Origin of the sequence: Asanoa hainanensis, from assembly GCF_900188485.1 — a bacterium.
In the GTDB taxonomy this organism is placed as follows: domain Bacteria; phylum Actinomycetota; class Actinomycetes; order Mycobacteriales; family Micromonosporaceae; genus Asanoa; species Asanoa hainanensis.
The window spans coordinates 221,237-246,474 of record NZ_FZPH01000014.1 but is presented as its reverse complement, the minus strand read 5'-3'; the positions used below and the strand labels follow the sequence as shown (position 1 = coordinate 246,474).

23 protein-coding genes are annotated in these 25,238 nt (G+C 71.6%); 6 read left to right on the top strand and 17 right to left on the bottom strand.

The genetic code is table 11. The features are described 5' to 3' along the window. Nucleotides 1–20: 20 nt before the first annotated feature. Complete coding sequence (locus tag CHC05_RS29855) at nucleotides 21–605, bottom strand: nucleotidyltransferase family protein (RefSeq protein ID WP_089253975.1); 585 nt, start codon at nucleotides 603–605, stop codon at nucleotides 21–23. 201 nt (nucleotides 606–806) lie between these two features. Between CHC05_RS29855 and CHC05_RS29850 the strand changes: the two genes are divergently transcribed. Then, the gene (locus tag CHC05_RS29850) at nucleotides 807–1,499 is read left to right on the top strand and encodes a DUF6193 family natural product biosynthesis protein (protein WP_089253930.1); all 693 of its coding nucleotides are present in this window, start codon (nucleotides 807–809) and stop codon (nucleotides 1,497–1,499) included. A 13-nt stretch (nucleotides 1,500–1,512) separates the two neighbouring features. On the opposite strand, the gene CHC05_RS29845 is transcribed toward CHC05_RS29850, so the two are convergent. The 8 genes from CHC05_RS29845 to murD form a co-directional block, all read right to left on the bottom strand. Further along, a complete protein-coding gene (locus tag CHC05_RS29845) occupies nucleotides 1,513–3,177 on the bottom strand; it encodes a bifunctional 3'-5' exonuclease/DNA polymerase (protein WP_089253929.1) in 1,665 nt (554 codons plus the stop codon). A 29-nt stretch (nucleotides 3,178–3,206) separates the two neighbouring features. Next, entirely contained in the window at nucleotides 3,207–4,160 is a 954-nt protein-coding gene (locus CHC05_RS29840) for a carbohydrate ABC transporter permease (protein WP_089253928.1), read from the bottom strand. 9 nt (nucleotides 4,161–4,169) lie between these two features. After that, complete coding sequence (locus CHC05_RS29835) at nucleotides 4,170–5,111, bottom strand: carbohydrate ABC transporter permease (protein WP_089253927.1); 942 nt, start codon at nucleotides 5,109–5,111, stop codon at nucleotides 4,170–4,172. 14 nt (nucleotides 5,112–5,125) lie between these two features. Further along, a complete protein-coding gene (gene ngcE, locus CHC05_RS29830) occupies nucleotides 5,126–6,553 on the bottom strand; it encodes an N-acetylglucosamine/diacetylchitobiose ABC transporter substrate-binding protein (protein WP_089253926.1) in 1,428 nt (475 codons plus the stop codon). A 28-nt stretch (nucleotides 6,554–6,581) separates the two neighbouring features. Further along, nucleotides 6,582–7,349 (bottom strand): sugar isomerase domain-containing protein, encoded by a 768-nt coding sequence (locus tag CHC05_RS29825; RefSeq protein ID WP_089253925.1) that lies wholly within the window; start codon nucleotides 7,347–7,349, stop codon nucleotides 6,582–6,584. Continuing rightward, the gene (locus CHC05_RS29820) at nucleotides 7,346–8,272 is read right to left on the bottom strand and encodes a MurR/RpiR family transcriptional regulator (protein WP_089253924.1); all 927 of its coding nucleotides are present in this window, start codon (nucleotides 8,270–8,272) and stop codon (nucleotides 7,346–7,348) included. Before CHC05_RS29820 ends, CHC05_RS29825 begins: the two co-directional genes overlap by 4 nt. A 166-nt stretch (nucleotides 8,273–8,438) precedes the next feature. After that, nucleotides 8,439–9,737: an aspartate aminotransferase family protein gene (locus tag CHC05_RS29815; RefSeq protein WP_089253923.1), complete on the bottom strand. Its 1,299-nt coding sequence runs from the start codon at nucleotides 9,735–9,737 to the stop codon at nucleotides 8,439–8,441. A gap of 38 nt (nucleotides 9,738–9,775) precedes the next feature. Continuing rightward, nucleotides 9,776–11,113, bottom strand: a complete 1,338-nt coding sequence (gene murD / locus CHC05_RS29810) for a UDP-N-acetylmuramoyl-L-alanine--D-glutamate ligase (protein WP_089253922.1) — start codon at nucleotides 11,111–11,113, stop codon at nucleotides 9,776–9,778. A 58-nt stretch (nucleotides 11,114–11,171) separates the two neighbouring features. Between murD and CHC05_RS29805 the strand changes: the two genes are divergently transcribed. Then, nucleotides 11,172–12,512, top strand: a complete 1,341-nt coding sequence (locus tag CHC05_RS29805) for a MurL-like N-terminal domain-containing (protein ID WP_089253921.1) — start codon at nucleotides 11,172–11,174, stop codon at nucleotides 12,510–12,512. A 7-nt stretch (nucleotides 12,513–12,519) separates the two neighbouring features. Here the strand turns inward: CHC05_RS29805 and argG are convergent, their stop codons facing one another. Genes argG through CHC05_RS29790 form a run of 3 tightly spaced genes read right to left on the bottom strand, consistent with a single transcriptional unit; the run spans nucleotide 12,520 to nucleotide 15,453 of the window. Further along, nucleotides 12,520–13,971: an argininosuccinate synthase gene (gene argG / locus CHC05_RS29800; protein WP_089253920.1), complete on the bottom strand. Its 1,452-nt coding sequence runs from the start codon at nucleotides 13,969–13,971 to the stop codon at nucleotides 12,520–12,522. Nucleotides 13,972–14,011: 40 nt separating this feature from the next. Continuing rightward, nucleotides 14,012–14,818 (bottom strand): TrmH family RNA methyltransferase, encoded by an 807-nt coding sequence (locus CHC05_RS29795; protein WP_089253974.1) that lies wholly within the window; start codon nucleotides 14,816–14,818, stop codon nucleotides 14,012–14,014. 23 nt (nucleotides 14,819–14,841) lie between these two features. Next, nucleotides 14,842–15,453: a TetR/AcrR family transcriptional regulator gene (locus CHC05_RS29790; protein ID WP_089253919.1), complete on the bottom strand. Its 612-nt coding sequence runs from the start codon at nucleotides 15,451–15,453 to the stop codon at nucleotides 14,842–14,844. A gap of 105 nt (nucleotides 15,454–15,558) precedes the next feature. On the opposite strand from CHC05_RS29790, the gene CHC05_RS29785 reads away from it, so the two are divergent. After that, nucleotides 15,559–16,476 carry an NADP-dependent oxidoreductase gene (locus CHC05_RS29785; protein ID WP_089253918.1) on the top strand — a complete coding sequence of 306 codons (918 nt, stop codon included), beginning with the start codon at nucleotides 15,559–15,561 and terminating at the stop codon, nucleotides 16,474–16,476. Then, nucleotides 16,476–17,159: an SDR family NAD(P)-dependent oxidoreductase gene (locus CHC05_RS29780; RefSeq protein WP_089253917.1), complete on the top strand. Its 684-nt coding sequence runs from the start codon at nucleotides 16,476–16,478 to the stop codon at nucleotides 17,157–17,159. Before CHC05_RS29785 ends, CHC05_RS29780 begins: the two co-directional genes overlap by 1 nt. A gap of 63 nt (nucleotides 17,160–17,222) precedes the next feature. Here the strand turns inward: CHC05_RS29780 and CHC05_RS29775 are convergent, their stop codons facing one another. The 3 genes from CHC05_RS29775 to CHC05_RS29765 all read right to left on the bottom strand — a co-directional run bounded on the left by CHC05_RS29775 (nucleotide 17,223) and on the right by CHC05_RS29765 (nucleotide 21,303). Next, nucleotides 17,223–19,499 (bottom strand): hypothetical protein, encoded by a 2,277-nt coding sequence (locus CHC05_RS29775; protein WP_089253916.1) that lies wholly within the window; start codon nucleotides 19,497–19,499, stop codon nucleotides 17,223–17,225. A gap of 215 nt (nucleotides 19,500–19,714) precedes the next feature. Beyond that, nucleotides 19,715–20,827, bottom strand: a complete 1,113-nt coding sequence (locus tag CHC05_RS29770; RefSeq protein WP_089253915.1) for an SPFH domain-containing protein — start codon at nucleotides 20,825–20,827, stop codon at nucleotides 19,715–19,717. 2 nt (nucleotides 20,828–20,829) lie between these two features. After that, a complete protein-coding gene (locus tag CHC05_RS29765; protein ID WP_089253914.1) occupies nucleotides 20,830–21,303 on the bottom strand; it encodes an NfeD family protein in 474 nt (157 codons plus the stop codon). A gap of 129 nt (nucleotides 21,304–21,432) precedes the next feature. Here CHC05_RS29765 and CHC05_RS29760 point away from each other — a divergent pair, with 129 nt between their 5' ends. Beyond that, nucleotides 21,433–22,776: a serine hydrolase domain-containing protein gene (locus CHC05_RS29760; RefSeq protein ID WP_089253913.1), complete on the top strand. Its 1,344-nt coding sequence runs from the start codon at nucleotides 21,433–21,435 to the stop codon at nucleotides 22,774–22,776. On the opposite strand, the gene CHC05_RS29755 is transcribed toward CHC05_RS29760, so the two are convergent. Then, on the bottom strand, nucleotides 22,773–23,579 hold the full coding sequence (locus CHC05_RS29755; protein WP_089253912.1) for a DUF3097 domain-containing protein: 807 nt from the start codon (nucleotides 23,577–23,579) through the stop codon (nucleotides 22,773–22,775). The genes CHC05_RS29760 and CHC05_RS29755 overlap by 4 nt on opposite strands. Before the next feature lie 162 nt (nucleotides 23,580–23,741). Here CHC05_RS29755 and CHC05_RS29750 point away from each other — a divergent pair, with 162 nt between their 5' ends. Further along, complete coding sequence (locus CHC05_RS29750) at nucleotides 23,742–24,524, top strand: hypothetical protein (protein WP_089253911.1); 783 nt, start codon at nucleotides 23,742–23,744, stop codon at nucleotides 24,522–24,524. A 172-nt stretch (nucleotides 24,525–24,696) separates the two neighbouring features. Here the strand turns inward: CHC05_RS29750 and CHC05_RS29745 are convergent, their stop codons facing one another. Further along, on the bottom strand, nucleotides 24,697–25,185 hold the full coding sequence (locus tag CHC05_RS29745; protein WP_089253910.1) for a hypothetical protein: 489 nt from the start codon (nucleotides 25,183–25,185) through the stop codon (nucleotides 24,697–24,699). Nucleotides 25,186–25,238: the final 53 nt, after the last annotated feature.

The following is a 25,238-nucleotide window of genomic DNA, read 5'->3' as shown; positions in this document are numbered from 1 at the left end:
GGGGCGGTTGGATGCACGGTTCAGTCGTTCTTGGCCCGGTCGAGCCCGTAGAGGGTGAGCGCGTCGGGGTTGTCGAGGTGGTTGCCGTCGGCGACCGCGTCACAGGCGATGTCGACGATCTCGTCCTTGTGGGCCAGGAGATATGGACGGGCCCCGACGTCGGATTTGGCCAGCGTGGCCACGCCGGCCCAGTGCCGGCGCCCGAGCAGCATCGGATAGCTGCGCAGCCCGTCGTAGGTGGCGCAGACCAACGCACCCGGGTGCGGCAGCAGGGCGACGCGCCGGGCAGCCTCGACGGTCACCCCCGGCATGTCGACCGTGAGCACGAGCGCGGCGTCGGCCTCGTCGTCCTTCAGTGCTTCGAGCCCCTTGCGGAGACTGGACCCGAGCCCGGTCCCCCACGCCTTGTCGACCACGACGGTGGCACCGGTGAGCCGGGCCGCGGTGCGCACCTGGTTGGCCGCGGCGCCCAGCACCACGACCAACGGCGCACAGCCGACCTCGGCGGCGAGCTCACACACCGAGTCGACCAGGAGCGCATCACCCTGCCTGAGCAACGCCTCCGGGCCTCCGATGCGCCGACCGCCACCGGCAGCAACCACAATCCCCGCGATCCGTCCCACGCCAGCCTCCGCACGGCGACCGAATCGATACGCCTTGCAGTCTCACCATGCACACGCGTCACACGCACCCCACCAGTCGCCTATCCGACCGCACCCCGCCACCGCTGGCCGGCGGAACGGCCCGTAGACACCTCAAGACGGTCGAGCTGGAGGAGCCAAGCAGGTGGTGGGCATCATGGAGTGATGGGTGAGGTGGCTGGTGCGTGGGCTGAAGCTGCCCACTGGTATCCGGACGTCGTGGCGGCCGGCGGGCTGAGTCAGGCGTGGCAGGCCGAGCTCGATCGCCTGCGCACACCGTCGTGGGTGCGGCCGCGGATCGTGGACAACCCGCGCAGCGCGACTGTCGAGCGGGGTGACCGGCGGGCGGACCTGTTGCTGAGCCCGCGACGCCGGCAGTTCTATCTCGCGCTGCGGGCGGGTCAGCCGACCGCGCTGCAGGGATTCGCCCCGGACCTCACGACCACGGCCGGCGCGGCTCGGCAATGGGTGTCCGGCGAACGACCCGGCCAGGTCGCGGCGGCCTGGCCCTGGCTGGGCTCGGTGGCGCTCGCCGAAGCGCGGGAGCGTGGCGACCGCCGCGCCGCACGCTGGCTGTGGCTCCACGAGAACCACTGCGCGGACCAGGTGGCTACGCGGCTGGGAGGCTTCGTCGCGCTGGCGTTCCACGAGCCGCGGCTGCGCGCGCTGTACCCGTACACCAGCCACTGGAACCTGTCCTTCAGCACGACGAGCCAGTGGCCGTTCACCCGGGACCATCCGGTGGTGGCGCCGGGCGCGGACGCCGGGCGCTACGTGGTCGGTACCCGGGACGGCCGGGTACACGACGAGACCGACGCGGCGGGCGCCCTGCGGCTCGTCCTGGCCGAATGGGACTGACGTAGGGCTGCTGTCATTTGGCCTCCGCGTAGCACTCGACCGCTACCGCTTCCATGGGAAAACGGACCTCCGTCTCGCCGAACAGGGTCGCCGTGGCTCGGGCGCCGGCCGCGCGCACCGCCTCGACCACTGACTCCGCCTGGTCGGCCGGGCAGTGGACCAGGACCTCGTCGTGTTGGAAGAGGACCAGCTCCGCCGGTGTGCCGGCCAGCGCCGTGCGGAGCGTCGCCAGCAGGGCCAGCGCCCACTCGGCCGCCGTGGCCTGGATGACGAAGTTGCGGGTGAAGCGGCCCCGCGCGCGGGAGCGGCCCGCGTCGGGGGTGTCGCCCGCCGTGTAGCCCGACTCCGCCAGCGAGACCGAGACCGACGACGGCGGGCACGTGCGGCCCAGCCACGACCGCACCAGGCCGCCGCCCTCGCCCGTGCGGGCCGCGCTCTCGACGTAGTCGAACGCCGTCGGGTAGTGGGTGCGGAGCGCCGCCAAGGCCGGGATGGCCGCGCCGCCGGTCTGGCCGTACATGGCGCCCAGCATGGCCACCTTGGCCTTGGCCCGGTCGCCGTCGAAGGCGTCGTTGGCCAGCGCCGCATAGAGGTCACCGGCCCGGCCCGCGGCGGCCAGGCGGGCGTCGCCCGAGACCGCCGCCAGCACACGCGGCTCGAGCTGGGCCGCATCCGCGACCACCAGGCGCCAGCCCGGGTCGGCGATCACCGCGCGCCGGACCACCTTCGGGATCTGCAGCGCTCCCCCGCCCCGGCTCGCCCAGCGGCCGGAGACCACCCCGCCCGGCACGTATTCGGCGCGGAAGCGGCCCTCGTGGACCCAGGCGTCGCGCCACGCCCAGCCGTGGGCCGTCCAGATGCGGAACAGCTCCTTGTAGGCCAGGACCGGGCGGACGGCCGGGTGGTCCACCCGTTGCAGGGTCCACGACCGGGTGTTGGGGATGTCGACCCCGGCCCGGTGGAACGCCTTGAGCAGCTCGCCTGGCGACTCCGGGTGGAACGAGCGCACACCGAACGCCGACGCGATCTCGGCGGTCAGGGCGACCAGCCGCGCGGGCGGCCCACCGACCGCCGACGGTGCCCCGAGCAGCTCGCGCAGCAACGCGTCGTGCACGTCGGCCCGCCATGGCAACCCGGCGATGCCCATCTCAGCCGCGACCAGGGCACCCGCCGACTCCGCCGCGACCAGCAGGCGGAACCGCCCGGGCGGCGACGGCACAGCCGCCATTCGGGCCCGTTGGTCCGCGTACACGGTGACGAGGTCGTCGAGAGAGACCGGAGAACCGGCCACCGGCGCCGCGAACAGCTCGCCCTGGCCGGCACCTGGTGGCGCGGCCGCGACCGGCAACGGGTCGGGCGGCACCGGCGTGCCACGCAGCCGCGCCAGCGCGGCGCCGACCGAACGCGGCGCGCCCCACGAGCCGGCCGAGCCCAGCAGCAGCGCCTCGGTCAGCTCGATGTCGTGGCAGCGCGAGACCCGCACCCCGGCGGCGAGCAGACCCGGATAGACCGCGAGAGTCGAGGGCCAGACCCAGCGCGGTCGGGCCGACGACTCCCAGGACGCCACCGCCGAGGCCAGCGACGGCGCGGTCACGGCAGGACCGGTTGGGCGACCCCCGTCGTCGAGCGGCAGGAGCCGACCCGACCCGCCCTCCCCCGGAACCGCCGCGACCAGCACGAGGTCATCTAACCCCAGGGGTACGACAACTACTTCGTGATGCTGCCCGTCAGGCCGGCCTGGACCTGGCGCTGGAAGATGATGTAGACCGCGAGCACCGGGAGCATCGCCATCGTCAGGCCGGCGAACATGCCCGACCAGTCGGAGCGGTAGCCCTGGTTCACCGACAGGTCGATGAGCGCCTGCGCGATCGGTGCCTTCTTGTCCTCGCCGCTCTGGGGCTGCATCAGCAGGACGGGCAGGTACCACTGGTTCCACTGCCCGATGACGTTGAAGATGCCGATGCTGATGAGGCCCGGCTTGGCCATCGGCAGCATCACGCGGAAGAACAGCGTCGAGTGCGAGCAGCCGTCGACCAGGCCCGCCTCCGCGACCGTCGAGGGCAGCGTGCGGAAGAACGAGTGCATGAAGAAGACGGTGAACGACAGCGACCAGGCGACGTAGACCAGGATCAGCATCACGTACTGGTTGTGCCCGAGGAACGGCACGATCCGGCCCATGTTGTCGATGCCCTTGTAGAGGGGCACAGCGGCCATGTAGACGGGCAGCGTCAGGCCGGCCAGGAACAGGTAGTAGATGATCCGGTTGCCGGGAAACTCGTAGCGGGCCAGCACGTACGCGGCCATCGAGCCCAGCAGCATCGTGAAGAAGACGCCGCCGCCCACGATGATGACCGTGTCGAGGAAGACGTCGGTGAAATGGCCGTTGCTCCAGGCCCGGGAGAAGTTGTCCCAGTGCAGGCCGTCCGGGATCATCGACAGCGGGTTCTTGATGATCTCCGCGTCGGTCTTGAACGACGACATGACGACCCACAACAGCGGCAGCACCACCATGGCGCCCCACACGAGCAGGAACAGGTGGGAGAAGCCGCTGACCGCGACGTCGCCGACCGACGAACCCTGTTTCCCGGACCGACCGCGACCCGACGGCGCCGGCTGCACCCCGACCGTTCCGGTCGACGGAGGTGTAGTAGTCGTGCTCATGCCGGACTCCTAGTACTCGATCCGCTCGCGGCGGGTGACCCGAAGCTGCACGGCGGCAAGCAGGAGGGTGAAGATGCCGAGGGCGACCGCGATCGCGCAGGCGTATCCGAACTGGCCCTTGTTGAAGGCCGTGAAGTTGATGACCGACGCGAACACCTCGCTCGCGTGGTCGGGCCCGCCCTGGCTCGGCGTCATGACGTAGACCAGGGCGTACATGTCGAGCGCGATGAAGCCCAGATAGACCCAGGCCACCGAGACCGAGTCACGCAGCAGCGGCAGGGTGATCCGGAAGAACGTCTTGACCCGGGTGGCCCCGTCGAGCGTCGCGGCCTCGAAGATGTCCTTCGGGATGGACTGCATGGCGGCGGAGAACAGCACCATGTAGAAACCGGTGCCACCCCAGACCGCGATCAACAACAACCACCAGAGCACGGTGGGTACGCCGAGGAACGGCGAGGGGTCGGCGACGAACTGCAGGGGCTTCTCGGGGTCGACCAGGCCGATCTTCATCAGCAACCCGTTGAGCAGGCCCTGCTCGTCGCCGCGGTAGATGGCCTGCCACATGATGGCGACCAGCACCAGCGAGAGCACCTGCGGGAAGAAGAAGACGACCTTGTAGACGTGGGAGCCCCAGACGCCGCGGACCCCGGCCCTGCTCCCGCGGCCGCCCACATTGAGCAGGAACGCGAAGAGCAGGGCCAGCGCGATCGTGAAGACCGGCACGGTGACCAGGAAGAAAACGCTGTGCCAGAAGGCTTTCCGGATCAGCTCGTCCTTGACGAGCCGGACGTAGTTGTCCAGCCCGACGAACTCCTGTGTGTCGGAGTAGCCGCCCCAGTTCGTCAGCGAGTATCCGATGTCCTGCGCGTAGGGCCACAGCACGTAGAACACGTACAGAAGCACCGGCAGGAACAGAAAGCTCGTGACGAAGCGGGCTTTACCGTGCCGCATCTCGACTATCCGTTCTAGGCGTCGCGGGTGAACTTCTTGATGGAGCTGTCGCCGGCCACCTTGTCCGTGGCCGCCTGGAGCGTATCGGCGAACTTGGCGGCGGTCATGCGGCCGGCCATCAGCTCACCGATCGCGTTCTGCTCGGCCTTGTCGACGTCGGCGTACCAGTCGGGGTGCTTGAAGGAGACCAGGTCGCCCGAGGCCTTCTTCATGACCTCGCCGGCCGACACCAGCGCGGTCGAGTTGGTGACCTTGTCGCCCGAGCCGATCCGCGAGGAGAGCGAGCTCGTCAGCTCGGCGAACTTGCCGGCGCCCTCGACGGAGAACATGGCCCGGAGGAACTCCATGCCAGCCGCCGCGTTGGCCGCCTTCTTCGGGACGATCCAGTTCTCGCCGGAGCCGGCGAAGACCGCACCCTTGGCCTTGTCGTTCGCGCTGACGCCCCAGAAGTTGGCGAGCTTCATCTGGAAGCCCGCCGGGATCGTCTGGCGCATCTCGTTCTCCAGCCAGGTGCCACACGGCAGTAGAGCGGCCTTGCCGTCGAGGAACGCCTGCTGCGACTCGGTGTGGCTGAGCGTCGCGCTGCCGGGCAGGGTGTAACCGTCCTTGACCAGCTTCTCGGTCGCCTCGAGCGCGGCCATGACCTCGGGGGTCTTCCAGCAGCCGGGCTTGAGGTTGTCGATGTCGACGACCGCGGACTTGCCACCGGACTGCCAGATCCAGCTCATGATGGCCCAGCGCATGTAGTACGGGTACTTGCCCGCGAACGCGAACGGCGCGGTGCCGGCCGCCTTGATCTTCGGCGCGAGCGTGAAGAACTCGTCGAAGGTCGTCGGGACGGTCCAGCTGTTCTTGTCGAACAGCGCCTGGTTGTACCACATGCCGAAGACGGTGTACGCGTAGTTGAGCACGAACACCTTGCCGTCGAACGTGCCGTCGTTGACGGTGCCCGGCAGCAGCGTGTCGCGCACCTTCGTGTTCGGGTCGTCCCAGCTCGGCGCGTCCAGCAGCGGCGTGAGCTCGGTCAGCGCGCCCTCGTTGACCAGCGTGTCGAGCGCCATGATGTCGGCGCCGGCGTTGTTGATCAGGTCGGCGGGCGTGGTGCTGAACTTCGGCTGCTGCTCGGTCTTGATCTTCTGCGTCGAGCTCAGGTTGACGGTGACGCCGGCGTGCTTCTTGTTGAACACGGTCACGTCGAACTTCGCGTACGCGTCGCCGAGGCCGCCGTTGAAGACGACGACGTCGACCTTGCCGGAGTCGGCGACACCCAACGGGTTGTCGTCGGTCTTGGCCCCGGTGTCGGCCTTGTCATCCCCCGTGGAACTGCCGGCGCATGCGGAGAGCAGGCCGACGGCAGGGGTGGCGAGCAGACCGGCGGCCGCCGTACCGCGCAGCAGCGAGCGGCGACTGAGGTCCGACGTGCTGTCGGGGAGTTGCGACATCTTGTCTCCTCGATTCAATCGATCGGGGTCATGCGGTACGCCGGAGACGCCCGGCATACCGCGATTCGAGGGCGTGGTTGTGCGCGTCCCCACCGGGGACGTTGGCGGAGAGGTAGATAGGGGGAACCTCTCCGAGTTGGTGGAACCGTCGCACGACCTCGGCCGTCAACAGCTGCGCCAACAGCGCGGCGGTGACGGACGAGACCGCACAGACCGTGCCGCCGTCGTGCGTCGGCAGCAGTGCGTCGCCGTACGGCGCGCCGTTGTCCAGCACGACGTCAGCGAGGTCGGACAACCGCCGACCCGACGGGTGGCGCGGTGCCACCCGGGTTGTGTGCGCCACCGAGGTGACCGCGATCAGCTGGTGGCCGCGTTCTTTCACGAGCGAGGCCAGTTCGACGACCGAACCGTTGATCCCGGACTGCGAGGCCACCACGAACACGTCCTGTGGCTGCGGCCGGGCCAGCTCGTAGATCTGGTGCGCGATGCCGGGGTCACGCTCGAGCTTGGGGTCGCCGAGCACGTCACGGTGGGCGTCGCCGTGCAGCACCAGGTCGTGGATGTCGAGCCGGTTGGTCGGCACCAGACCGCCGGCCCGGCCGACCAGGTCGGCGGCGAACGCGGCGGAGTGGCCGGCACCGAACGCCTGGAGCACTCCCCCGTCGCGCAGGCTGTCGGCGATCAGGTCCGCGGCGCGGGCCAGGTCGTCGGTCTGGGCGTCGAGCAGACCGTCGAGCAGTGGGCGTACGGCGTCGGCGTAGCCCCGGGCGGAGACCCCCGCGATGGCCGGTGTCATGCCGCCCCCTTGGCCGTCTTGTGTCCGTCGACCGCCTGCGCGGTGCGCTGGAACGACGCGTGCGCCCGGTCGTGCGTGCGCTGCGCGACCGCGATGTAGAGCAGGTCGAGCACGACCAGCTGGGGGTGCCGCGCGGAGAGCGCGTCGGGCCGGAACGTGGTCGCCTGCGCGGCGGTCAGCAGCACGATGTCGGCGAGCTCCGCGAGCGGCGACCGCGGGAAGCTGGTCAGCGCGATCGTGGTCGCGCCCCGGCTGCCCGCCTCGGCCAGCATCTCGATGGTCTCGCGGGTGGCGCCGCTGTGGCTGACGCCGAGGGCCACGTCGCCGGGGCGCAGCAGTGCGGCGCTGGCCAGTCCGTTGTGCACGTCGGTCCAGGCCCAGGCGGCGACGCCGATGCGGTGGAGGCTGAACTGCATCTCCTCGCCGACCAGCGCGCTGCCGCTGGCGCCGAAGATGTCGACGCGGGTGGCGGCGGCGATCGCGTCGGCGGCCCGCTCGACCTCGGCCAGGTCGAGCAGCGCGGCGGTGTCGTGCATGGCCCGGGTGTCGGCGGCCATGATCTGGCCGAGCACCCGGTCGAGCGGGTCGGTCGGCTGGATCTCCCGCCCGATGTCGAACGTCCAGCCGGCCGAGCGGGCCCGGCCGGTCTCGGCGGCGATGCCCAGCCGGAGGTCGGCGTAGCCGTCGAAGCCGAGCGCCCGGCAGAACCGGGTGATCGTCGCGGGCGAGGTGCCACTGCGCTCGGCCAGCTCGACGATCGTCGCCCGGGCGGCGGCGGCCGGGTCGGCGAGCACCTGCTCGGCCACCCGCTGCAGCGCACCGGTGAACTCGGGAAGTCCCGCACGCACCCGGAGCAGGACCCCGTCGGCGGGCGAGGCATCGACGACCGCGGTCGCGGTCGAGTCGGCCTCGCGCTCGATCATGGGGCCCGCCTTTCAAAAAAGAGTGTTAACTGTTAGTGGTAAAAGTTCTTACTGAAGGCCCCTCTGTGTCAAGACTTTGGGTGAAGTTTTCAAACTGTTACGCGGCGATACGCACGCGAAACCCCGCCGGCAGCCTGCACCGGCGGGGTTCTCGAAGCGGTAACGATCAGGCGGCGGATGTCTCCCGAATGGCGTTGACCAGGATGTTCAGGGCCTCGCGGGCCTCCTCCTCGGTCAGCGTCAACGCCGGGCCCATGCGGAGCACGTTGTTGTAGAGACCGCCCTTGCCGACCAGCAGACCGCCGGCGCGGCAGGCCTCGAAGACCCGTACCGTCGCCGGCACGTCGGGCACGGTCGTGCCCGGCTGGACGAACTCGATGGCCAACATCAGGCCCCGGCCGCGGATCTCGCCGACGATCGGGTTGTCACCGACCTGTTCCGTCAGGCCGTCCCGGAGGATCGCGCCGACCCGGGCCGCGTTGCCCTGGAGGTCGTGGTCGAGCACGTAGTCGACGACGGCGTTGCCGGCCGCGGTCGAGATCGGGTTGCCGCCGAACGTGGAGAACGAGATCGCCGGCACGTTGTTGACCACGTCGGCCCGGCCGACCACGCCGGCCAGCGCGAAACCGTTGCCGACGCCCTTGGCGAAGGTGAGCAGGTCGGGCACGACACCGTGGGCCTGGTAGCCCCAGAAATGCTCGCCCGTGCGCCCCCAGCCGGTCTGCACCTCGTCGGAGATGAGCAGGATGCCCGTCTCGTCCAGCACCTTCTTCAGCGCGCCGAACAGCCCGTCGGGGCCGGCGACGAAACCACCCACGCCCTGGACCGGCTCGGCGATCAGCGCGGCCACGTCGCCCGCGGTCTGGGTCGCGAGCACCTCACGCAGGTCGTCGACGGCGGCGTCGACCTGCTCCTCGCTGCCCAGCCGGGACAGCAGGCCGCGCAGCCGGTCACCGGAGTGCAGCCAGCTCACCTGGAGCGGGTTGAGCGAGCTCGACGACCAGCCGCGGTGGCCGGTGATGCCCATGGCCGCGTACGACCGGCCGTGGTAGCTGTTACGCACCGCCAGGATCTGGTTGGACCGCCGATGGTTGGTGGCCATCAGCAGGGCCGCCTCGTTGGCCTCGGTGCCCGAGTTCGTGAAGAACACCCGGGCGTCCGGAATGCCGGACAGGCGGGCGATCTTCTCGGCCAGCTCGACCTGCGCGCGGATCAGGTAGAGCGTCGAGGTGTGCGCCACCCCGGTGCGGAGCTGGCGTTCCACGGCCTCGGTGATCTCCGGGATGTCGTAGCCGACCATCGTGGTCAGCACGCCGCCGAAGAAGTCGAGGTAGGTGCGGCCGTCGGAGCAGGTCACATGCCGCCCCGAGCCGGAGACGATCTCCAGCGGCTCGGCGTAGTAGAGCGGCATCCAGCTCGGCAGCACGGCCTTGTGCCGCGCCAGCAGGTCGTCGGTGCTCGTCATCCTCACGGTCTAGCACACCTGGGACCCTGGTGGGCTTTCTACGCCGGCGCGGAATCCCTGATCGCCTCGGCGTACACCTCGCTGCGGTGCTCGTAGTTGCGGAACCGGCCGTAGCTGGGCGCTCCCGGTGACATCAGCACGACGCCGCCGGGCGCGGTCAGCTCGCGGGCGCGGTGGACCGCGGCCACCAGGTCGTCGACCACCTCGGCGTGCACGTGCTCGAGGCCCTTGAGGGCGTCGACGATGCGCGGGCCGCTGTCGGGGACGGCCAGCACGGTGATCGCGCCGAGGGCCTCGAGGTGGTCGCGCAGCACGGTGTAGTCCACGCCGCGGTCGTTGCCGCCGACGATCAAGGTCAACGGCTTGCCGACGTACGCGTCGATGGCGTGTGTGGTCGCATGGGGGCTCGTCGCGAGGGTGTCGTCGACGAAGGTGATGCCGGAGGGATCGCTGATCTCGGTCAACCGGTGCGGCAACGGCTGGAAGCTCGCGGCGGCCGCGCGCAGGTCGTCGGCCCGCGCGACGCAGTCGATGCCGAGGGCGGTCAGCACGGCCAGCGCGACGCAGAGGTTGCCCGCGTTGTGGCGGCCGGGCAGGTTGAGCGCCGACCGCTCGAACAGCGTGGTGCCGTCGGGCGCTTTTACGTGGTCGCCATCGATGTGGAAGCCAGCGGGGTCGTTGGCCGGGATCGCACCGGGCAGGTCCCGCACCCTTGGCGCGAGGCGCGGGTCGGCCGCGTTGTAAATGATCGCTTTCGGTCCGTGGGCGACGAGGTTGAGCTTGTCCCGGTAGTACTCCTCCTCGCCGCCGTGCGCGTCGAGGTGCTCGGGGAACAGCGCGGTGACCGCGGTGACCGCGGGCGAGACCGTCAGGTCGCTGCACTGGTAGCTGGACAGCTCCAGCACGTACTGGTCGGCGTCACCGGGCAGGTCGAGCACCGGCACGCCGATGTTGCCGCCATAGAGGTTGGGCCGACCGAGCGCCGCCAGCAGGTGGCTGACCAGGCTCGACGTCGTGCTCTTGCCCTTGCTGCCGGTGACTCCGACGGTGCGGTCGGCGTGGTCGGCCAGCCACAGCGCGGTGCCCTGCGTGACCGTTACGCCGGCTTCGCGCAGCTTGACCATCCACGGATGCGTCTGCGGGATGCCCGGCGACCGGACCACGACGTCGGCCTCCGCGAGCGCCTCGTAACGGTCGGTGAGCGGCGCCGCGGCGGCCAGCTCGCCCTCCCAGGGCAGACTGAGGAAGTTGCCGCTGTCGTCCACGGCGACCAGGTCGGCCGGGTGGTGTGCGGCGACCGCGACGACGGCGGCCCGGCCCTCGCGCCCGGTGCCCCACACGGCGACCCGGCGTCCCCGGAGGTCGGCCAGCCTCATCAGAGTGCTCCTCGTGGTGTCGAAGGGCCCGGTAGCGGGCGCCGAACTAGTATGGCGTGTGCTCAACGACCAGCTCGGCCAGATGGCGGTGTTCCGCTTCCCGTCCGCGTCGTTCGACCCCGACACCGGTGTCGCGACCCTCTCCTACGAGCTCGACGGGCCGGCCGGAGCGCTGTCGTTCACCGAGACCGTCACCCTTCCGGTGCCGTCCTCGCCCCCGTCCGAGGCGCGGCTCGCCGCCGTCCGGCGGGTGCTCTCGCTGCTGCACCTGGTCGCCGGGGTCAGCTACTACAAGGCGGCCGCTCCCCCGCGGATCGAGCTGCCCGCGCCGGTGTCCGACGCGGTGGTCGAATACGTGACCGCGCTCTACACCAAGGGGCTCGCGGAGTACGCGTACCGCAACGACCTGCCGCACGTGCTGTCGCTGGTGCCGGAGTCGGCGGGCGTGGCGGCGCCGCTGCCGGCGGCGCCGGAGCTGACCGAGGGACGGCCGCTGTCGGCGGTCGGCGGCGGCAAGGACTCGATCGTCAGCCTGGAGACGCTGCGGGCCGGCGGGTTCGACCCGGTGCCGTTCTCCGTCAACCCCAACCGGATCATCGAGGCGGTCAACGCGGCCTCGGGCGTGCCGGCGCTGGCCGCCCGGCGCAAGCTCGACCCGCGGCTGCTGGAGCTCAACGCGTCCGGTGCGCTCAACGGGCACATCCCGGTCACCGCGATCAACTCGCTGATCGCCGTCGCCACGGCCGTGCTGCACGGGCTCGGGCCGGTGGTGATGTCCAACGAGCGCTCGGCTTCCGACCCCAACCTGATCTGGAACGGTCACGAGGTCAACCACCAGTGGTCGAAGGGCGTCGAGGCCGAGGGCCTGCTGCGGGCCGCGCTGGCCGCGCACGCCGGGCTGGTCGACCCGTACTTCTCGCTGCTGCGGACGCTCTCCGAGCTGCACATCGCCAAGCTGTTCGCGGGCTTCACCGGCTACGACGACGTGGTGACGAGCTGCAACCAGGCGTTCAAGCTGCGCGACGCGACCGCCCGCTGGTGCGGGCACTGCCCGAAGTGCCGGTTCGTCTTCCTGGCCATGGCCCCGTTCATGTCGCCCGAGCGGCTGGCCAACATCTTCGGCCTGGACCTGTTCGCCGACCCCGCGCAGATCCCCGGCTACCTGGAGATCCTCGGCATCGACGGGCACAAGCCGTTCGAGTGCGTCGGCGAGGTCGAGGAGTCGCTGGTCGCCCTCGGCCTGCTGTCCCGCCAGCCGGCGTGGTCCGGGTCGCCGGTGGTGACCGCCCTGGTCGCGGCCGTGCCGTCCGAGGCCTGGTCGGCGGCGTCCGACACCGAGGTCTTCACGCCGGGCGGCCCGCACTTCGTGCCGGAGACGTACGCGAAGCTGCTCCCCTAGCCCTCGCTCAGTCGACGCCGAGCTCCATCGCGGCGCGGTCGAGGGGCTCGTCACCGGCGGAGGAGACGCCCCGGGAGGCGATGGCTTCCGCGCCGCCCTCTGGCATCGCACCGATCAGCCCGGTCGAGGCCGCCTGCGCGGCGCCGATCATCCGCGCCGGGGTCGCGCCGCCGACCAGACCCAGGGTGGCATACTGCTCCAGCTTCGCCCGCGAGTCGGCGATGTCCAGGTTGCGCATGGTGAGCTGGCCGATGCGGTCCGACGGGCCGAACGCCGAGTCCTCGGTGCGCTCCATCGACAGCTTCTCGGGGTGGTAGCTGAACGCCGGCCCGGTGGTGTCCAGGATCGAGTAGTCCTCGCCCCGGCGCAGCCGCAACGTCACCTCGCCGGTGACCGCCGCGCCGACCCAGCGCTGCAACGACTCGCGCAGCATCAGCGCCTGCGGGTCCAGCCAGCGCCCCTCGTACATCAGCCGACCGAGGCGGCGACCCTCGTTGTGGTAGTTCGCCAGGGTGTCCTCGTTGTGGATGGCGTTGACCAGCCGCTCGTACGCGGCGTGCAGCAGCGCCATGCCGGGCGCCTCGTAGATGCCCCGGCTCTTGGCCTCGATGATCCGGTTCTCGATCTGGTCCGACATGCCCAGGCCGTGTCGGCCGCCGATGGCGTTGGCCTCCAGCACCAGGTCGACGGGACTGCCGAACTCCTTGCCGTTGATCGTCACCGGGCGACCCTGGTCGAAGCCGACCGTGACGTCCTCGGTCGGGATCTCCACGGACAGGTCCCAGTGCCGGACTCCCATGATCGGGTTGACCGTCTCGATGCCGGTATCGAGGTGCTCGAGAGTCTTCGCCTCGTGCGTGGCGCCCCAGATGTTGGCGTCGGTGGAGTACGCCTTCTCGGTGCTGTCCCGGTACGGCAGGCCGCGTTCGAGCAGCCACTCCGACATCTCCTTGCGCCCACCGAGCTCGGTGACGAAGTCGTTGTCGAGCCACGGCTTGTAGATGCGCAGCTGCGGGTTGGCCAGCAGGCCGTACCGGTAGAACCGCTCGATGTCGTTGCCCTTGAAGGTCGAGCCGTCGCCCCAGATCTGCACGTCGTCGAAGATCATCGCCCGCACCAGCAGGGTCCCGGTCACGGCCCGGCCCAACGGGGTGGTGTTGAAGTACGCCCGCCCGCCCGAGCGGATGTGGAATGCCCCGCAGGTCAGCGCGGCCAGGCCCTCCTCGACCAGGGCGGCGCGGCAGTCGACCAGCCGGGCGACCTCGGCGCCGTAGCTGAGCGCGCGGCCGGGCACCGAGGCGATGTCGGGCTCGTCGTACTGGCCGATGTCGGCGGTGTAGGCGCACGGAACGGCGCCCTTGTCGCGCATCCAGGCAACCGCGACAGAGGTGTCGAGGCCGCCGGAGAAGGCGATGCCGACGCGTTCGCCCGTGGGCAGGGAGGTGAGAACCTTGGACACGGGGAAGATTATTCACCAGGGCGCATGGTCATGCAAGCAGCTACGGTACGTCGTCGCGGCCGAGTTCCCAGAAGGCCACCGCGGCAGCGGCGGCGACGTTCAACGAGTCCACTCCACGGCGCATCGGGATCGCGACCCGCACATCGCTGGCCCGGATCGCGGCCGGGGTGATGCCCGGACCCTCGGCGCCGAGCATCAGGGCGGCCTTGCCCCGCTGCTCGGGGGTGAGCCGCTGCAGTGGGACGGCGTCGGCGCCCGGGGTCATCGCGATCACGGTGAAGCCGGCGTCCTGGACTTTTTCGAGGCCGCGTGGCCACGGGGTGAGGGTGGCGTACGGGACCGCGAAGACCTCGCCCATGCTGACCCGGACGCTGCGCCGGTAGAGCGGGTCGGCGCAGGTGGGCGAGAGCAGCACGGCGTCGATGCCGAGGGCCGCCGCGCCGCGGAAGATGGCACCGACGTTGGTGTGGTTGTTGACGTCCTCCAGCACGGCCAGCCTTCGCGCGCCGGCCAGGATCGTGCCCAGGTCGGGCAGCGGGCGGCGGTGGAAGCTGGCCAACACGCCCCGGTGCACGTGGAAGCCGGTCGCCTGTTCGAGCACGGCCTGGCCGGCCGCGTACACGGGTGCGGTGTCGATCAGGTCGCCGAGCTGGTCGACCCGCTTCTCGTCGACGAGGTAGCTCCGCGGGCGGTAGCCGGCGCGTAACGCGCGCCGCAGCACGAGCTCGCCCTCGGCGATGAACAGGCCGTGCGGGGGCTCCCAGCGGGTACGCAGCTCGACGTCGGTCAGCGCGCGGTAGTCGGCGAGCCGCTCGTCGCCAGGTTCGGTGATCACGGTGACCGGCACGCCGGCCATTCTCCCCGGCCCGGTCAGCCCCCTGTCAGGCGGTCGGCGAGCTGGCGCGGCGGCGCCGGTGTTTTCGGCGGGCGGAGGCCGTCGAGGACGTAGCCCAGGTGCCGGCCCCAGGCGTCCGGCGCGCTGGCCGCCGTCCGCTCGACCAGGCCCGCGTTGGCCATCAGGATCAGCACCACGTCGGCGTGGTCGACCTCGGCGCGGATCACGCCGGCCTGGCGCGCGCGGTCGATCAGCGCGGTCAGGCAGTCGAACGCGACGTCCCGCAGGTCGTCCAGCTCGTCCACTTCGGACATCCGCGCGGTCAGCAGCTCGGCGAGCGCCCGGTCGCGGGCCTGCAGCTCGCACAGGTACCGCAGGTGACCCGCGAACGCGAGCCACGGATCGGGGTCGGCGAGGGCGGCGCGGGCCGTGGCGACGACCTCGCGCAGCGGCTCGACGAAGACCGCGCCGACCAGGTCGCGGCGGCGCGGGAAACGCCGGTAGAGGGTGGCGTTGCCGACCCGCGCGCGCCGCGCGATGTCGTCCAGCGGCGCATCGAGACCGCGCGCGGCGAAGACCGCGCGGGCGGCGTCGAGGAGTTGGCGGCGATTGCGCTCGGCGTCGGCCCGCAGGCTCCCGGGAGACATGGTCGATACCTTACGACGGTAACCGGGGGTTGATCTCTGGTCGTGCTAGCGTCGCAGAAGGAGCTAAGCAGGGACAATCCCCCAGTTAGGTGAGGTGGTCTCGCGATGGCACGAGCACTGGCGGTCGCCGGCCGCGACCGGTCCCCCGCGGTTGTCGAGGTGACGGTGCCCAACCCCGGCCCCGGACAGATCAGGGTGGCGGTGGAGGCGGCCTCGGTCAACGGCATCGACGTGGCCGCCGGCGCCGGCGCCTTCTGGGAGTCCGAGCCGCACCGGTTCCCCGTCGTCCTGGGCCGCGACTTCGCCGGCACCGTCGAGCGGGTCGGCCCCGGCGTGGCCACCATCCGCCCGCGCGACCGGGTGGCCGGGGTGATCACGGGTACCTCGATGGCCCGCGGCGCGCTGGCCGACACCATCGTCTTCGACGCCCGCCGCGTGACCACGCTGCCGCCGGGCATCAGCGAGGAGCAGGCGGCCGCCGCCGGGCTGGCCGCCGTCACCGCCAAGGCCCTCGTGGACACGCTCAAGCTGACCGAGGACGACACCGTGCTCGTCACCGGCGCGACCGGCGGCGTCGGCGCGTTCGCCGTGCAACTGGCCCGCGCTGTCGGTGCCACCGTGTACGCCACGGCCCGCCCCGGCGAGCCGACCGAGTTCGTCCGCGGCCTCGGGGCCAACGAGACCGTCGACTACACCGACGGCTTCGCGGCACCGCCCGGGTTGACGGCGGTCGTGCACGCCGCGGGTGACGCGACCATGCTGGCCGCGCTGCTGCCGGCGGGCGGCCGGATGTCGTCGGCCCTCGGCGCCGACGCGGGCTCGGTCGGGCGGAAGGACATCACCGTGACGCCGGTGGTGCCGACCGCGACGCCGGAGACCGTGGGCACCATCCTGGACTCGATCGCCGCCGGAACCCTGCGGGTGCCGATCACCCACACGTACCCGATGTCCGAAGCGGCCCAGGCGCTCGCCGACTTCGGCAGCCACAAGCTGGGCAAGCTCGTGGTGGACACGCGGCGCTAGTGGGAACGGTCGTCATCGTCGGGGCCGGTCCCGGGTTGGGGCTGTCCGTCGCCAAGGTCTTCGGCGAGCAGGGGTTCGAGATCGCCCTGATCGCCCGCCGGGCGGCCACGTTGGACGATCTGGTGGAGCAGCTCGCGGACGCCGGGATCGCGGCGGCGGGCTATCCGGCCGACATCATGGACCGGCCGAGCCTGGTGCGGGCGTTCCGCGACATCGCCGCCAACCACGAGCCGGTCGAGGTGCTGGAGTTCTCGCCCGCGCCGCGCGGACCAGAGAAGGGGCTGGTGCTGGCCGGGCCGCTCGACGTCAGCGTGGCCAACGTGCAGCCCCACCTCGACTTCTACGTGCACGGCGCGATCACCGCGACCGGCCAGGTGCTGCCCGACATGCTCGAACGCGGCAGCGGCACGCTGCTGTACACAACCGGGCCCGGCTCGGTCCGGCCGACGCCCTCGATGGGCAACGTCGCCCTTGCCTGCGCCGCCCTGCGCAACTGGGTGCTCAACCTGCACGACGCACTGGCCGGCAAGGGGGTCTACGCGGCGCACGTGCCGCTCTCGTTCGAGGCCGACGAGGTCGATCCGGACCGGGTCGCGCCGCACTACTGGGACATCCACATCGGCGGCGAAGGTGGCGAGCATCCGCTGACCGGCGCGATTCTGCGGGCGAAGCGCCTCAGCTGACACGAAGGCGGGCACAGCCGGCGCCGGGTGGGCGGCGGGCGGCTGTGCCCGGGTCCTCGTCGGTCAGTCCTTGCCGTCGCGCTTGAAGCCCCAGCGCCGGCGGCGGTCGCCTTCCGGTTCGGGCGGCGGCGCCGGGGCGTCCGCGGTGGTGGCGCCCACCCGCAGGCGGCGCTTGCCCGGGCCGCGCGGTGCCTTCTCGTCCTTGGCCGGCGTGGCCGTCCCCTGCGGCCGGCCGGCATCGGGCCGGGCCGAATCCTTGGCCGGGTCGGCCGGCTCGCGCCCGTCCGGTCGCCGGTCCCCGTGGGCCGCGTGCTGGCTGCCCTGCCGGGACCACTCCGAGGGCCTGGACGAGTCGGACGTGTGGCGGTTCACCCCGTCGGTCTGACTGCGGCCGGCGTCGCCCGACTGCCTGCTCGCCGCGTCGGCCCGGTCCGCGAGGCCGGCCTGGCCCGACTGCGTGCTCGCCGGGTCGGGCTGCTTGCCACGGCGCGAGCGCTTGTCCTTCGCCGCCTGCTTGGCCTCGGCCGCCTGCTTGGCCTCCGTCGCCTTCCGGTCCTTCTCCGCCTGCTTGGCCTCCGCCGCCTTGTTCGCCGCTGCCTGCTTGGCGTCGGCCGCCTGCCTCTTGGCTTCCGCCCGCTTGGCGGCGCGGGCGCGGCGCTTGCTGGGCGGCTTCTGCTCCTTGCGGGCCCGGCGCGGCCGGATCTCCGCGAGCTCCAGGGGCGGGCCGGCCCGTTCCGCCAGGTCGGCCTCACGGCCGGCGCGGACGGCGCGCAGGGTGCTGCCGGACTTCCAGGCGATGCCCAGGCCGGCGGCGATCATCAGCAGCGCGCCGGCCGTGTGGAACGGCGACATCCACAGGCCCGCGATGCCGACCATCGGACCACAGAGGACGAGCATCAGGCCGTCGCCCCGGGTGAACATGCGGGACCGGAACACCGCCCAGCCCATCGCCATCCAGCCGGCGCTGTAGAGAGCGCCGCAGGACAGCGTCAGCGTCTTCGCGCTCAGGCCCCAGATCGGAGTGGCCGGCGGCACCGCGGCGAACATCAGCATCGAGACGCCGCCGAGCAGGCCGAGCATGAGGCCGAGCAGCGCGGTGCCGCGGACGCGTACCGCCGCCAGGATCCCGACCAGGCAGATCATCGCGAGCATGCCGAGCCACACGCTGGTCACCCAGGCGATCAGCCGGAAGGGCTCGGCACCGCTCAGGTAGTGCGCCGGTCCGCCGCGGACCATGGCGCCGATCGACGCGGCGCCCGCCACCACGCCGGCGACCGGCAGGCTCCAGATCATCCGCCGCGCGGCCGCCCGGACCAGGGCGGCCCAGCGGGCGTTGGTGATGGGTCCGTCCGGAGCGGCCGGCTCGAGCTCCGGCAGCAGCTTGATGCCGACGTCCAGCAGGCTGGTCACGTCGATCTTCTTTTGCTTCTTCTTCTTTCCCTTGTCGTCCTTGGCCTCGGTGTCCGCGTCGGCCGGGTCCGGGCGGGTGGTCCAGATGCGCTGCGTCTGGATCGGGCTGCCGAGCTTGGGCAGCACGGCGGTGTCCTCGACGCCCATCCCGTCGCCTTCGTACGTCGGGGTGCCGGTCGGCGCGGTCGGCCGCAACGCGGACCGCTCGCCGTCGCGCAACTTCACCCGTAGGCCGTCGCCGTCGTCGTGTCGATCGTCCGAGCTGTCCGACCCCAGCCAGGGCGCGAGGCCGGTGATCGGGGAACGGTCGTCCGGGCTCTCCTTCGACCCGAGCGCGCCCCAGGCGGACAACCCGCTCACGGACTCCAGCGAGCCGGACCGGTCCCGCCAGCGGTCAGCGACGTCGGGCGCGCTGCCGACGCTCGGAGCGTCGGCGCTTGCCCGCCGAGCGCCGTACGAGCCGGCCGGTTCCCGGCGGGACTGTGCCTGCTCGGCGCGGTCCGCCGGGGTGGAAGGCCCGCCGTTGGCCGCGGGGCGGTCCGCGGTGGGCTCCACGCGGGAACGCCCGGTCGCCACGCTCTTCGCCGGGTCGCGGTCCCGCCGGTGTTCGTCAGCTTGGGCCTTGGCGCCGGCCGCGTGGGAGACGGGGCGCGGCTCGTCGGCAGCCCGGCCGAACTGCCACCAGCGGCGCCCACCGCGGGCGGGCATCGTGGGTCGGACCACGGTCCGGTCGGCGTCGGAACGGGTGCGCGCGTCCATCGGCCGGGCGACGACCGAGCCGGCCGGGTCGTCCGGCCGGTCGCCGGGCTCGCCTGGCTTGACCGCGACCGGCTCCGCCGGTGTCTCCGCGGGCTCGCCCGGCTTGCTCGGCGGCGCGGAACGGTCCCGGTCGGACCCCGCGCCGGCGGAGTGCTTCGCCACGTGACCCATCGCCGTCACCTCGATTCTCGGCGGAACGGACCACGGTCCTCCGGCGACGGAACGCGCATGGCGCCCGTGACCCTAGGGTGACCGTGCGTTACCTACGCGAATCTTGACAGCTTCCGAGACCACCTCGCGTTGGATCGGCGAAACCGTGAGGAACTTTCAGTAGACACGCGAAAGGGCCCCTTCGGGCGTACCAGAAGAGGCCCTTTCTTGTGGTTCTAACCGCGTTCGCGGTCGCGTTCCTCGCCGAGCACCGTGGACGGTGGCACGGGGTCGCCGGCCGTGATCCCCGGCGTCTGCGGCGGGAGACCGGGCGAGCTCGACACCTGCTCCTCCGCCTGGCGCACCTCGTGGTTGACCTCGGCCGCCGCCTCCGCCGCGGCCCGGGCGGCCTCGTTGGCCTCGCGCTCGACCGCGCTGGAGTCGACACCCTGCGTCGGCTGGTCACCGACCATGTTGGCCAGCCCGCCCAGCGCGCCGCCCATGCCCTCGAGGGCCTTGGTCAGCTCGGTCGGCACGATCCAGACCTTGTTGGCGGTGCCGTTGGCGATCTGCGGCAGCGCCTGGAGGTATTGGTAGGCCAGCACCTTCTGGCTCGGGTTGGCCGTGTGGATCGCGTCGAACACCGTGCGGATCGCCTTGGCCTGGCCCTCCGCCTGGAGGATCCGGGACTGCCGGTCACCGTCGGCACGGAGCACCGCGGCCTGCTTCTCACCCTCGGCCGTGAGGATCTGCGCCTGCTTGTGGCCCTCGGCGTTGAGGATCGCGGCCCGGCGATCACGCTCGGCGCGCATCTGCTTCTCCATGGAGTCGCGGATGCTCGGCGGCGGCTCGATGGCCTTGATCTCCACCCGGGTGACCTTGATGCCCCAGCGCCCGGTGGTCTCGTCGAGCACACCGGACAGGTGGCGGTTGATCTCCTCGCGGCTGGTCAGCGCCTTCTCCAGGTCGAGCGAGCCGATGACGTTGCGGAGCGTGGTCACCGTGAGCTGCTCGATCGCCTGCAGGAAGTTGGCGATCTCGTAGGTCGCCCGGACCGGGTCGACGACCCGGAAGTAGAGCACCGTGTCGATCGAGACGACCAGGTTGTCGGACGTGATCACCGGCTGGGGCGGGAAGCTGACGACCTGCTCCCGCATGTCGACCTTGGTGCGTACCGCGTCGATGAAGGGCACCAGGAGGTTGAGGCCCGGCGACAGGGTCCGCTTGTATTTGCCGAGCCGCTCCATGACGTCCATCCGCTGCTGCGGAACGATCCGCACCGAGCGCACGATCGTGATGATCGCGACGAGCACGATCGCCGCTACCACGACCGCAATGGCAATTTCCATCCCTAATCCACCTTTTCCCCGGGTTTGTCCGTATCTGCTACGTCATCCCGCCAGACCATGGCGGTCGCGCCCTTGACCTCGATCACGCGTACGCGTTCGCCAGGGGCGAACACCTGGTGGGCGTCGTACGCCCGGGCCCGCCAGGTCTCTCCGTCGATCTTGACGACGCCCTGGTCGGCGTCGACCTGCTCGAGCACCAGGGCGCTCGAACCCTCGATGGCCTCCAGCCCGATCGGCTCGGAGTTCGTCTCGAGCGCGGAGAGCCGGTGCCGTTGGATGATCGGGCGGACCGCGAACACGGTCAGGCCCGAGACAGCGGCGAAGACAATCGCCTGCACGATCGCGGGTGCTCCCAGTGCGGCAGCGGCTCCCGCCGCGAGCGCACCCACCGAGATCATCAACAGGAACAGGGTCGCGGTGAACATCTCCGCCACCGCGAGTACCACTCCGAGAACGACCCAGAGAACGACATCCACACATCGATCGTGTCACGGCGGCGCACCCATTGCGACTGCGCAACGGTCGCACGACGGTAACGTCGGGTCTGGAGAAGCAGTTGACCCTCCGGAACCGCCCCGCGCCCCAGCCCGAGGAGCCCACTCGAGATGACGTCGTTGCTTCCGGAGACCGCCCGCTCCGTCGATGCCGCGGTCGCCCGCGCCCAGGCGACCGGCCAGGTCCCGTCGATCTCGCTCGGAGTGGTCCGCGACGGCGAGCTCGTGCACGTCGCGACCGCCGGCGGTGCCGCCTCGCCGCAGGACGCCAGACCGGGTCCGGACACGCGCTACCGGATCGGCTCGATCTCGAAGACGATGACCGCGACGCTGGTGCTCCAGCTCCGCGACGAGGGCCGGCTGGCGCTGGACGACCTGCTCTACCGGCACCTGCCGGGCACGCCGGTCGGCATGGTCACGCTTCGCCAGTTGCTCGGGCACGCGGCGGGCCTGCAGCGCGAGCCCGAGGGCAAGTGGTGGGAGCGGCACGAGGGCGACGACATCGACGCGCTGCTGGCCGGCCTCACCCCCGACAAGGTGGCGTTCCCGCCGCATCGGACCTATCACTACTCCAACCTGGCGTACGGGCTGCTCGGCGCCGTGCTGCGCCGGGTGACCGGTGAGGACTGGACGACGCTGCTCACCAAGCGGCTGTTCGACCCGCTGGGGATGCGCGCCACGACGTACGACCCGGTCGAGCCGTTCGCGCGCGGCTACGTCGTACACCCGTGGTCGTCGACCCTGCGCGAGGAACCGCGGACCGACACCGGCGCGATGGCGCCCGCCGGTCAGCTCTGGTCCACCGTGGCCGACCTGGCCCACTGGGCGGCGTTCCTCGCGGCGCCCCGCCCCGAGGTGCTCGCCGCCGACACGCTGGCCGAGATGTGCGCGCCCGTCATCATCAGCGACCTGGAGGCGTGGACCGCCGGGCACGGCCTTGGTCTGGAGCTCTACCGCGTCGGGGAGCGGGTGTACGTGGGCCACGGCGGCTCGATGCCCGGCTACGTCGCCTGTCTCGCGGTGCACCGCCGGTCGCGCACCGGTGTGGTCGGCTTCGCCAACGCGTACAGCTTCCGGCAGGGCTCGATCGGTGCGTTGGGTCGGGAGGTGCTGACCGACGTGCTCGACCGCGAGCCGGAACTGCCGGCGCCGTGGCGCCCGGCCGGCGCGCCTCCGCCGCCGCTGGCCCCGCTGACGGGCCGTTGGTGGTGGATGGGCATCGAGTACGACCTGGCGTGGGACGACGCGGCCGGTGAGCTGGTGCTGTCGCAGCTGCGGGTCGGCGCGCCGAAGGCGACCCGGTTCGCTTCCGAGGGCACGGATCGGTGGCGCGGGCGGGGCGGGCCCAACGACGGCGAGGTGCTGACGGTGCGGCGGGACGAGCACGGGGTTCCGGTGGCGCTGGAGATCGCGACGTTCATCTACACGCGACACCCGGATCGGCTGGGGCCCTAGTTTTCCGTGGTCACGAAGTCGATCAGGCGCTCCATCGAGTTGACGAGCGGGGTCTCGACGTCCTTGTAGGACCGGACCGTGCTGAGGATGCGACGCCACATGTCGGCCGGTTCGGCCACGCCTAGGGCCGCGCAGATGCCCTCTTTCCACGGGCGTCCCGGTGGCACCACCGGCCAGGCCCGGATGCCGATCGCGGCGGGTTTCACGGCCTGCCAGATGTCGACGTACGGGTGGCCCGTGACCAGCACGTGCGGCGAGGTCACCTTGGCGACGATGCGGCTCTCCTTCGAGCCGGGCACCAGGTGGTCGACCAGCACGCCGAGCCGGCTACCCGGGCCGGGGCCGAACGCGGCGACCTCGTGCTCCAGCTCGTCGATGCCGTCCAGAGGTTCGACGACCACGCCCTCGATGCGGAGGTCGTCGCCCCAGATGCGCTCGACCAGGGCGGCGTCGTGGATGCCCTCGACCCAGATGCGGCTGGCTCGGGCGACGCGGGCGGTGACGCCTTGCACCGCTGTCGAGCCGCTGGCGGTCCGGGTTCGGGTCTGCTGTCGCGGCGTTGCGGCGGCTGGCTTTCGGAGGGTCACCGGCTGCCCGTCGAGCAGGAAGGCGGCAGGCAGCAGCGGGAAGTTGCGGCGCTTGCCGAACCGGTCCTCCAGCACGACCGCGCCCATCTCGAACCCGACCACGGCGCCGCAGAAGCCGGAGTCGGCGTCCTCGACGACCAGGTCCGGTTCGGCGTCGACCTCGGGCGTCACCTTGCGGCGGCGCCAGTTGCCCGCGAGCACGTCCTCCCCATACATGAATCCGGACGTTAGCCGCCCGGGTGTCGCCGCTCCCGCCCGACGCGCCGTCTCGACCGGTTCCCGCCGGACTGTCCAGCTCGGGCGGGTGTGGTGTTCCTCGCGGGTGCTGGAGGTCGCGCGATCGAGACAGCGGGGCGGTCAGCACGTACCCTTTCCTGCATGTCCACCGCAGCGGGTGCCACCACCCTCGCGACGCGCCGGTCTAGCCGGCTCGTCACCTGGGTGCGGTCGTGGCGCGCCGGCCTGGTGCCCTACGACGAGGTAGCCGAAGAGGTCGCCCGCGACGAGGAGCACCTCGTCGCCGACGCACCCGGCGCCTGGACCGATGTCTCCCTGCGCGAGGGCCTGACGGCGTTCTCCAAACTGACCCCCGACCAGATCCGCCTCGTGCTGCCGGTGCCCGGCGACCCGCGCGGCCTGCCCGGCCCCGGCGAGTTCACCGGCGCCGCACTGGTCGCGGGCGAAGCCGTGATCGCGGGCGACCTGGGGCTGATCCCCGAGGTACGCACGCACACCTCCGGCTCCGGCGTGACCTTCGAGACGGTGCTGTGGCGCTGCTTCGCGCTGCCCGCCGGCGCCCCGCCACCCGCGCCCGTCTCGGTCGCCGAGGCGGAGAGCGAGCTCAACCTGCTGCTGGCCGAGGCCACCAACACCCTCGCCCGGCTCGACATCGCACAGTGGCGCCCGGAACTGGCCGGTGCCCTGGCCGCGATCCGCAAGCCGGACAGCGCCAACGAGCTGCCGCCGGGCTTCGACCCCCGCTCGCGCCGGCTGTTCGCCCGCGCCAGCGTGCTCGACCGGGTGCTGGCCCTGGCCGACGAGGTAGCCCCGGGCGGCGCGGTCAACGGCTTCGAGGTCCAGGCCCGCGACGCGGCCCTACGCCCCCTGGCCGCCGCCTGCCGCGGCGCCCTCGTAGCCGCCTGCAACGCCCCGCTGATCTAGCAGGAACGCAGACAGCCGCCCGCAACGCCCCGCCCGTCCCGCAGGCGTGCGCGTAGCCGCCTATCACGCCCCGCCCGTGCGGCGGGCGCGCCACGCAGCCGCCAGAGGCCCGCGATGCCCCGCCCATCCCGCACGCGTGCGCGTAGCCGCGTGCGAGCGCCCGCTCATCTAGCTAGCGGACCCCGCGGACTCGTTGGACGAGTGCGCTGAGTCGGCGGTAGGTGCGGCCTTCTGCTCCCAGGTCGCCGTCGCCCTCGTTGGTGAGTGGGGTCTCGACTCCCGTGGTGCCCTGCACGAACAGGCCTTGCGGCGAGACCACGTGGAAGAACCCGTCGCGTGGCCGCTCATCGTCGAACCGCAGGAACCACAGACCCGGTTGTGCCGGCAGGCGCCTCTTCAGCTTCGCGACCTCCTCCTCGTCGTATCCGGTGCCGATGAACTCGACCGTCAGCCGGTCGACGGCCCGTGGTGGTAATGACCCCGTGACGACGTCGGTCGGCCGGAGCACCACGCCGATCATCGGAAATCTGTCGTCAGCGACCTCCCCCTCGAACGTCCGGGTAATCACCACGTCGACCACCCGCGCCACCACCACCGCGGTCGACGCCCGCGCCCCCTCGTCGAGGTCGCGGTAGTGCCGCGCCGACGCACCCGCATCCACATCGAACGTTTGATAGAACGCCAGGTCACCAGATCGCCGCAGGTCGAGCTCGC

What these genes read in the sequence shown, in the direction of transcription:
- CHC05_RS29820 (WP_089253924.1), bottom strand. Translation starts at nt 8,272, where the DNA reads ATGATCGAGCGCGAGGCCGACTCGACCGCGACCGCGGTCGTCGATGCC.
- CHC05_RS29755 (WP_089253912.1), bottom strand. Translation starts at nt 23,579, where the DNA reads ATGTATGGGGAGGACGTGCTCGCGGGCAACTGGCGCCGCCGCAAGGTG.
- CHC05_RS29750 (WP_089253911.1), top strand. Translation starts at nt 23,742, where the DNA reads ATGTCCACCGCAGCGGGTGCCACCACCCTCGCGACGCGCCGGTCTAGC.
- ngcE (WP_089253926.1), bottom strand. Translation starts at nt 6,553, where the DNA reads ATGTCGCAACTCCCCGACAGCACGTCGGACCTCAGTCGCCGCTCGCTG.
- CHC05_RS29815 (WP_089253923.1), bottom strand. Translation starts at nt 9,737, where the DNA reads ATGACGAGCACCGACGACCTGCTGGCGCGGCACAAGGCCGTGCTGCCG.
- CHC05_RS29835 (WP_089253927.1), bottom strand. Translation starts at nt 5,111, where the DNA reads ATGCGGCACGGTAAAGCCCGCTTCGTCACGAGCTTTCTGTTCCTGCCG.
- CHC05_RS29770 (WP_089253915.1), bottom strand. Translation starts at nt 20,827, where the DNA reads ATGGAAATTGCCATTGCGGTCGTGGTAGCGGCGATCGTGCTCGTCGCG.
- CHC05_RS29840 (WP_089253928.1), bottom strand. Translation starts at nt 4,160, where the DNA reads ATGAGCACGACTACTACACCTCCGTCGACCGGAACGGTCGGGGTGCAG.
- CHC05_RS29760 (WP_089253913.1), top strand. Translation starts at nt 21,433, where the DNA reads ATGACGTCGTTGCTTCCGGAGACCGCCCGCTCCGTCGATGCCGCGGTC.
- CHC05_RS29785 (WP_089253918.1), top strand. Translation starts at nt 15,559, where the DNA reads ATGGCACGAGCACTGGCGGTCGCCGGCCGCGACCGGTCCCCCGCGGTT.
- murD (WP_089253922.1), bottom strand. Translation starts at nt 11,113, where the DNA reads ATGAGGCTGGCCGACCTCCGGGGACGCCGGGTCGCCGTGTGGGGCACC.
- CHC05_RS29775 (WP_089253916.1), bottom strand. Translation starts at nt 19,499, where the DNA reads ATGGGTCACGTGGCGAAGCACTCCGCCGGCGCGGGGTCCGACCGGGAC.
- CHC05_RS29790 (WP_089253919.1), bottom strand. Translation starts at nt 15,453, where the DNA reads ATGTCTCCCGGGAGCCTGCGGGCCGACGCCGAGCGCAATCGCCGCCAA.
- CHC05_RS29850 (WP_089253930.1), top strand. Translation starts at nt 807, where the DNA reads ATGGGTGAGGTGGCTGGTGCGTGGGCTGAAGCTGCCCACTGGTATCCG.
- CHC05_RS29825 (WP_089253925.1), bottom strand. Translation starts at nt 7,349, where the DNA reads ATGACACCGGCCATCGCGGGGGTCTCCGCCCGGGGCTACGCCGACGCC.